The organism is Alistipes sp. AM16-43, from assembly GCF_003435745.1.
Taxonomy (GTDB): Bacteria; Bacteroidota; Bacteroidia; order Bacteroidales; family Rikenellaceae; genus Alistipes; species Alistipes onderdonkii.
The window spans coordinates 183,974-190,985 of record NZ_QTUQ01000002.1; the positions used below are offsets into that span (position 1 = coordinate 183,974).

Annotated in this window: 3 protein-coding genes; all 3 read left to right on the forward strand. The window is 52.7% G+C overall.

What is annotated here, in order from left to right:
• The first annotated feature begins 345 nt into the window (after nucleotides 1–345).
• The 3 genes from DW189_RS04000 (at nucleotide 346) to DW189_RS04010 (ending at nucleotide 6,529) form a co-directional block, all read left to right on the forward strand.
• A complete protein-coding gene (locus DW189_RS04000; protein ID WP_032135047.1) occupies nucleotides 346–1,602 on the forward strand; it encodes a site-specific integrase in 1,257 nt (418 codons plus the stop codon).
• Between the two features lie 256 nt (nucleotides 1,603–1,858).
• Entirely contained in the window at nucleotides 1,859–5,041 is a 3,183-nt protein-coding gene (locus DW189_RS04005; RefSeq protein WP_117506955.1) for a SusC/RagA family TonB-linked outer membrane protein, read from the forward strand.
• Nucleotides 5,042–5,059: 18 nt separating this feature from the next.
• Complete coding sequence (locus DW189_RS04010) at nucleotides 5,060–6,529, forward strand: RagB/SusD family nutrient uptake outer membrane protein (protein ID WP_033395121.1); 1,470 nt, start codon at nucleotides 5,060–5,062, stop codon at nucleotides 6,527–6,529.
• The last annotated feature ends 483 nt before the right edge of the window (nucleotides 6,530–7,012 follow it).

A 7,012-nucleotide genomic window follows, 5' to 3' on the forward strand; every position in this document is an offset into this window, starting at 1 on the left:
ACAATTTTTCTTACCATAAGCGTTAATTTTAATTGGTTTTTTAAAATAAAAAGTTATCATTGTGCGTTAATTTATACAACACCATGATATTCAGCGCACAAGGTCTTTTCTGGCGCAAAATCGGCTAATCCAAACATAATAGACTGATTAAAAGGCATTTGAATCTCCATAAATGCCATGTCGGATTGTAGCAGTGTTACTACAAAGTAACCGCTTCGCACAGGCTAACATCTGTACAATAAGATATTTAGACCGAATAATACGTTATTCGGGGGTTACTTAATCATTACCTTTAATGCGGTTTGCATATTGTTATTAGGTTAAACACAAAAGGTTATTTGAGCAATGAGAAACACGTTTAATGTATTGTTTTACATCAAGAAAAACGCGCCTCTCCGGAATGGGAACGCCCCGATCATGGGACGCATCACGATCAACGGGGAGCGGACGCAGTTTTCCACGCGCCTCTCGGTCGCACCCGAACACTGGGATGTCGGAATGGGGCGTGTCGCCGGGCGGAGCAATGCTGCAGGCAGGATCAACGAACAGCTTTCGAATATCCACTACCACATCGAAAGGTGTTACAACAAGTTATTCTACGAACAATCGTTCGTAACCCCGTTGATGGTCAAAGAGATGTACTTCGGAGCCAACCTCCGTCAGGAGACCGTGCTCGCCTTTTTCAGGCAGCACAACGAAGAATTCAACCGTATGGTCGGCATCAGCCGCAGCAAGACCACATATTATAAATATAGGTGCGTCTGCAAGCATCTGGCAAACTATATATGGGACAAATACGACAGGAAAGACCTGATGTTCAAGGAGCTCAACAGGGAGTTCCTCACGGGCTTCCATGCATATATCGCAAAGGAAGCCGGGTATAAAAAAAACACGACCTGGATTTACATGATCGCCCTGAAACATATCCTCATGCTGGCCCGCAGCAAAGGATATATGGGCAAGGATCTCTTCGCGAATTACAAATTACAGAGCGAATTCGTAACACGCAACTACCTGACCATGGAAGAGATAACCCGTATGATGCAGTACGAGAGCGAAGACCTCACCTTACAACTTGTCAGGGACACGTTTTTGTTTAGTTGCTTCACCGGATTGTCCTATGTCGACATCCGCGACCTGGAGCCGCAGAATATCCAGGAAATAAACAAACAGCTGTGGATCAACACGACCCGCCGCAAAACGGGGTCTGAGGTCAATGTACGGCTGTTTACCGTGCCCTACAATATCCTTTTGAAATATATGCCCGCATCGGGTTCCGGACGCATATTCGAACTCCCGAGCAACGGGTGGTGCAATAAATGCCTCGACAAGATCGTTGCTGAGGCGGGTATCCAGAAAAAGATCACGTTCCATGCGGCCCGGCATACGTTCGCCACGACAATCACCCTTTCGCAGGGAGTAGCCATCGAAACCATCAGTAAACTGCTTGGACATAAGAATATACGCACGACGCAGATCTATGCGAATATTACCCATTCGCACATCAGCAGTGAGATGGAACGCCTCTCCAAGCGGATCAACCTGCTGTGCCCCGACTGGACGCCGTCGGATATGCCGAATGCGTCGAAAAGGCTCTCCTAAGTCACTTTTTTTACCCCTTGCATCCCCTTCCCACAGGGGAAAATCTCAAAACAATCAAAAAATGTCCCGAAAAGGCGATTGCAGATTGTAATCACCACAGGCGTTATGTGCGAAAAATCGTAAGCCGGCAACCTTAATTTGAAAGATAGCTGTAACCGTGTTAAATTTTTTTAATAATTTATTTGTAAATGAGTTAGCAATCCTTTATCTTTGCTTGTGAACTTTTTATTTTAAAATTAATTTAAAATTAACGCTTATGGTAAGAAAAATTGTACTATCGTTAATTGCCGTTTTGGTATGCGGGTTATACGTATCCGCCCAGAACAGGCAGGTTTCCGGTACAGTTACCGATGCCGCCGGTGCTCCGGTGGCTGGAGCCACAGTCATGGTCGAGGGCCAGCATATCGGTACCACGACAGGTACGAACGGCACCTTCTCGCTTGCAGCCCCTGCAAACGGGAAACTGGTCGTTTCGTTCATCGGGTATGACACCGAGACCGTCGCGATCGCCGGGCACACCCATGTTTCGGTGACGCTCAAGGAGAACGCACAGGCGATCGACAATGTAGTCATCACGGCCTTCGGTGAAATCAAGAAGAAGGATTTTACCGGTTCGATCGCATCGGTTTCGGCCGGTGAAATATCAAAGACCACCGTTGCTTCCGCTTCGCGAATGCTGGAAGGTGCCGTTACCGGTGTGCAGTCGTACAGCTCTACGGGACAGCCCGGTGACGACGCTTCGATCATCATCCGCGGTATCGGTTCGATCAATGGAACCCAGACCGCACTGATCGTCGTCGACGGCGTGCCTTATTCGTCGGCGCTTTCGACGATCAACCCGCTCGATATCGAGTCGATCGTCGTGTCGAAGGATGCCGCTGCCAATGCGCTGTACGGTTCGCGTGCCGCAAACGGCGTGGTTTTCGTCACCACGAAGAAGGGAACGCGCAACCAGAAGGCCAACATCATGTTCGAAGCCAAGTGGGGTTGGAACCAGCAGGGTATCAAAGAGCATGAGACCATGCAGAACCCCGGCGACTATTACGAATATGTATACGGCGGGCTTTATAACTACCTTGAGGCGAATAAACCGGGGGCGAGCCATGCTGCGCTTGCCAATGCGGCGAACTCCAACCTCATGCCCATGCTCGGAAACTACATGGCCTATAAGATTCCCGACGGTACGACGCTGATCGACCCCGCCACGGGCAAGCTCAATTCCGACGCGAAACTGCTCTATGCCGACAACTACGACGACTACCTGTTCACCAAGCAGTTCCGTCAGGAATACACGCTGAGCATCAGCGGCGGCAACGACAATATGGACTACTATGTTTCGGGCAGCTTCCTCGAAGACCCCTCGTATGTAATCATGTCGGGATTCAAGCGTTACTCGGGCCGCGCCGCCTTCAATGCACAGGCCACCAAGTGGCTGAAGGTCGGGACGAACCTTTCTTATTCGCGCCGCGACATCGACAGCCCCGGCTATTCGGGCGCCAACACGGGCAACGTGTTCCTGTGGACGATGTGGCAGAACCCCACCGTGCCGTACTACGCCCGCGACCTGGACGGTAACATCCGTTACAATGCCGACGGCACGAAGATGTACGAGCAGGGCAACGGCACGACCCTTTCGCCCTACGGTGCGACGCAGGATCAGTTCAACTCGTTCAACAACTTCGCGCACCCCGTGCAGTCGATGAGCCGCGATATCAACAACTCGGTTCGCGACAACCTCTACGCCAATTTCTACGGCGAGGTCGTATTCCTGAAGGATTTCAAGTTCACGGCCAACTTCACGCTGGACAACGTGTACCGGATGGATACCTTCTATTATAACAATGAATACGGTACGGCTGCCACGTCGACCAACAACGGTCTTGTCGAGAAGTACAACGACAACTATTTCTCGTACAATACCCAGCAGATGCTCAACTGGAACAAGACCATCAAGGAGAACCACAACTTCGACGTACTGATCGGCCACGAGTTCGGCAAGACCGACCAGCGTGTCGTGGACGCCTACAAGAAAAATATTTTCTACCCGGGCATCCCCGAACTGGGCAACGCCGTTTCGCAGTATAGCAACGGCTCGACCTCGAGCACCGTGGTGACCGCCATCGAAGGCTATTTCGCACGTGTGAACTATAACTACGCCGGCAAGTATTTCTTCTCGGGTTCGTACCGCTACGACGGATCGTCGCGCTTCAAGTACGACAAGTGGGGCCACTTCTGGTCTGTGGGCGCCGCATGGCGTATCAAGGGCGAGAGCTTCATGGACAACGCTACGTGGGTCGACGAACTGAAACTGCGCGTCAACTACGGTGTGGCCGGCAACCAGCTTTCGGCTTCGTATCCCTACACCAACCTCTGGACGATCGGGGAAACCAACGGCCAGATCGGCATTACGCAAGCCAGCACGGGTAACCGCAATCTTTCGTGGGAGCGCAACTACCAGATCGACCTGGGTATCGATTTCCGCCTGTGGAACCGTTTTTACGGTACGGTCGACTACTATAACCGCCGTACGCACGACCTGATCTGGAACCGTCCGACCCCGTCGTCGACGGGCCTTGCGAGCCGCCTGGAAAACGTCGGTATCCTGGCTAACCGCGGTTTCGAAATCGACCTGGGCGTGGACATCCTCAAGCATAAGGATCTCTACTGGAACTTCGCGGTCAACGCCTCGTTCGCACGCAACCGCCTGATCGACTATCCTTCGGAGCTGGGCAACCCGGCGTTGGGCGGCGACTACATCAGCGGTAGGTTCCTGCGCGGCAAAGGCAAGTCCTACTACAACCTCTACCTCTTCAAGTTTGCCGGCGTAGATCCCGAAACCGGCCAGGAGACGTTCTGGAAAGATGTCGTGGACGGCGAAGGCAAGGTTACGGGCCGTGAAAAGACCTTCAATATCAACGAAGCCACGCAGTATGAGATCGGCGATGCGCTGCCCGACGTGACGGGTGGTTTTCGCACCTCGTTCCGCTGGAAGAACTTCGATTTCATGCTGGCTGCGGCTTACCAGATCGGCGGCCGCCAGTGGGACGGCAACTCGGCCAACGTATATAGTCCGGGACGTGCCGGTTTTACGGCCTCGCAAGACCTCGTGGGCAACACCTGGACGCCGGAGCATACCAATGCCAAATTCCCCAAGCTGATGTTCAACGGCACCTGGAATTTCGTAGGTTCGAACTGCGACTACCTCTACCGCGATGCTTCCTACTTCAGCCTCAAGACGATCAACGTCGGCTATACGCTGCCCAAGCGCTGGACGTCGAAGATCTGCATCGAGTCGCTGCGTGTCTTCTTCGCCGCCGACAACCTCTACTTCACCTCCGCGCATACGGGCTTCGACCCGCGTACCGCTTACGCAGGACAGAACGCATTCGGGTTCCCGCAGGCGAAGACCTTTACTTTCGGTATTACGATGAACTTATAATAAACGAGATATTAGCGTATGAAAAACATAGTATATTACATCGCAATAGCTACGGTGCTCCTGTTCGCATCCTGTGCGAGCGAGCTCGACACCGAGCCTTCGGGCAGCCAGGTGTCGGATGAGCAGCTGGGCGAACTGATCAAGGAGAATGCCGACCTCGTGCTCGCCCCCATGATGCAGGGAGCCGTCAACTACATGCATACCGGCAACCGCCAGGCAACGACCAACGACCGCGGATTCATGGTCTGGAATCTGGGTATGGATTTGCAGGGCAACGATATGGTGCTCACGAAACTGACCAACTGGTTTGCCGACGAATATATGTTCGAAAGCATCCGCGCCCAGACCAATGCCTATACGGCAGACCGCTGGTACTGTTACTACAAGATCGTCTATCAGTCGAACCAGATCCTCGACCTGATCCCCGACGATGTTACGGGCAAGGCGCTGGTATATAAGGCTCAGGCGCTGACCTACCGCGCGCTGGCTTACTATTACCTGATGTGCGTTTACCAGGACGACTACATGCACGGCGGCAAGGATAAGGCGGGTGTCCCCCTCTATCTGACCGTCGAGGGTGCCAAGGGACGCACCCCGTCGACCGAGGTTTACAGCACGATCACGACCGATTTGCAGAACGCCATCGCGCTGTTCGAGCAGGAAGGCTACGATCCCAAGAGTTCGACGGCGGACATCGACCAGACGGTTGCGAACATGGTGCTGGCGCGCGTGGCGCTGACCACAGGCGATTACACCACGGCAGCCAATGCTGCCGGGGCGGTGATTTCGGCAGGCTACTCGCTCATGAACGAGGAGCAGTATACGACTTCGGGTTTCCAGAGCACCTCGCTTCCCGAGACCATCTGGGGCTACACGTGGGCTGCTTCCACGTCGCTCGGCAACCGTTCCTTCGCATCGTTCATGTCGATCACGGCTGTGGACAATGCCAACAACAAGGGTATCTACATGGCTATCGACGACCAGCTCTACAACCAGATCGCAGCTACCGACTACCGCAAGAAGAATTTCAATGCGACCGAGACCACGGTCGGGGAGTTCACCTATCCGGCCTATTCGAACGTCAAGTTCAACACCCCGACCTACGAGGCTGACGAAATCTACATGCGCCTGTCGGAGGCATACCTGCTGAAGGCCGAGGCCGAAGCCCGCGGCGGCAACAGTTCCGCAGCCCAGCAGACGCTTTACGACCTGGTGTCGAAGCGCGATTCGGGTTATGCAAAGTCCTCGAATACGGGCGAAGCACTGCTGAAGGAGATCTTCCTGCAGAGCCGTATCGAACTCTGGGGTGAGGGGCACGAATTCTTTACCAACAAGCGCTTCAACGTCGGTGTAGACCGTACGGCATCCTCCAACCACACGCACAAGCTGGTCAAGGCTGCCGGCAAGGAATTCACCTACCAGATTCCGCTGTCGATCGAGCTGAACAGCAATCCATACATCAATGCGGCCGACCAGAATCCGCTTTAGTGGTTAATACTTATTTTCTGGGCCCGGAAGTCGTGACGCTTCCGGGTTTTTTTATGCCCGTACCGTCCGGTGAGCAGTGTGCGTATTGATAGCCCCTCCCTGTCGCTGCCGGGATTCCGGCAGGGGGGCTTATGATGCCCGGGATAGCGTTACGGCATCCGGAGTATTGCCGCGATGTCCGGAGGTATCGTTAACCTTTTGAATATTGCAGCGCGTTTTTGCCGTTTTTGGTTATGCATTGGTAACTCGAGGTGCTCGGCAAGCAGCCATTAATATGCTGTAAATAAATTTTATACACCGTACCCTCAGGTAACTTTCAAGTTACCGTGCCTTTTCAAAACCGGATCGCAACCTTGCGTTTGATCATCTATATATGTGATATTCATCATCTTACCAGAATCGTAAAATCCTGCTCACAGGCTACTGGCTTTTTATTTTAAAAAACCAATTAAAATTAACGCTTATGGTAAGAAAAATTGTACT